Below are 1,200 nucleotides of genomic sequence, written 5' to 3'. Positions count from 1 at the left end.
TATGAAGATTCTTGTCACCGGCGGTGCAGGCTTTATCGGCTCTGCTGTGGTTCGTCATATCATTGAAAACACCCGGGATGAAGTCCGCGTGGTGGACTGCCTGACCTATGCCGGCAACCTCGAATCCCTGGCGCCGGTGGCCGGGAGCGAACGCTACTCGTTTTCCCAGACTGATATCACTGATGCTGCTGCCGTGGCGGCCCAGTTCAGCGAGTTTCGCCCGGATATCGTGATGCACCTGGCGGCAGAAAGCCATGTGGACCGTTCCATTGATGGCCCGGCAGCCTTCATCCAGACCAACGTGATCGGCACCTTCACTCTGCTGGAGGCGGCCCGTCACTACTGGTCCGGGCTTGGGGACGCGCAGAAGCAGGCCTTCCGCTTCCATCATATCTCCACCGATGAGGTGTACGGCGACCTGCACGGCACCGATGACCTGTTCACCGAAGAGACTCCGTACGCGCCCAGCAGCCCGTACTCTGCCTCCAAAGCGGGCAGCGACCATCTGGTTCGCGCCTGGAACCGCACCTACGGCCTGCCGGTGGTGGTGACCAACTGCTCCAACAACTATGGTCCGTATCACTTCCCGGAGAAACTGATCCCGCTGACCATTCTCAACGCCCTGGCGGGTAAACCCCTTCCGGTATATGGCAACGGGGAGCAGATCCGTGACTGGCTGTATGTTGAGGACCATGCCCGTGCGCTGTACAAAGTGGCGACCGAAGGCAAAAGCGGCGAGACCTACAACATCGGCGGTCATAACGAGCGTAAAAATATCGATGTGGTGCGCACCATCTGCGCCATTCTCGACAAGGTGGTGGCGCAGAAGCCGGGCAACATCACCCACTTTGCCGACCTGATCACTTTTGTCACCGACCGTCCGGGACACGACCTGCGTTATGCCATTGATGCCGCGAAAATTCAGCGCGATCTGGGCTGGGTGCCGCAGGAGACGTTCGAGAGCGGGATTGAAAAAACCGTGCACTGGTACCTGAACAACCAGACCTGGTGGCAGCGCGTGCTGGACGGCTCCTATGCCGGCGAGCGTCTTGGCCTGAATAACTAATAAGGAAGTAAAGATGAAAGGTATTGTTCTGGCCGGCGGCTCCGGCACGCGTTTATATCCCATCACTCAGGGCGTCTCCAAGCAGCTGCTGCCTATCTACGACAAGCCGATGATTTTCTACCCGGTGTCCGTCC

The 1,200-nt window shown here is 58.8% G+C and carries 2 protein-coding genes; both read left to right on the top strand.

Annotated features, from left to right (window positions below; translation table 11 throughout):
* Nucleotide 1: 1 nt before the first annotated feature.
* Entirely contained in the window at nt 2-1,066 is a 1,065-nt protein-coding gene (rfbB, locus tag VZP09_RS12585) for a dTDP-glucose 4,6-dehydratase (RefSeq protein WP_149302299.1), read from the top strand.
* Between the two features lie 13 nt (nt 1,067-1,079).
* Nucleotides 1,080-1,200, top strand: a 121-nt coding sequence (locus VZP09_RS12580; protein ID WP_249229434.1) for a sugar phosphate nucleotidyltransferase, incomplete at its 3' end; no start/stop codon positions are given.

This window comes from Klebsiella sp. EMBS2024 (assembly GCF_036233805.1).
GTDB classification, from domain to species: domain Bacteria; phylum Pseudomonadota; class Gammaproteobacteria; order Enterobacterales; family Enterobacteriaceae; genus Klebsiella; species Klebsiella pneumoniae.
This window is presented reverse-complemented; position numbering and strand designations above follow the sequence as displayed.

What these genes read in the sequence shown, in the direction of transcription:
- rfbB (WP_149302299.1), top strand. Translation starts at nt 2, where the DNA reads ATGAAGATTCTTGTCACCGGCGGTGCAGGCTTTATCGGCTCTGCTGTG.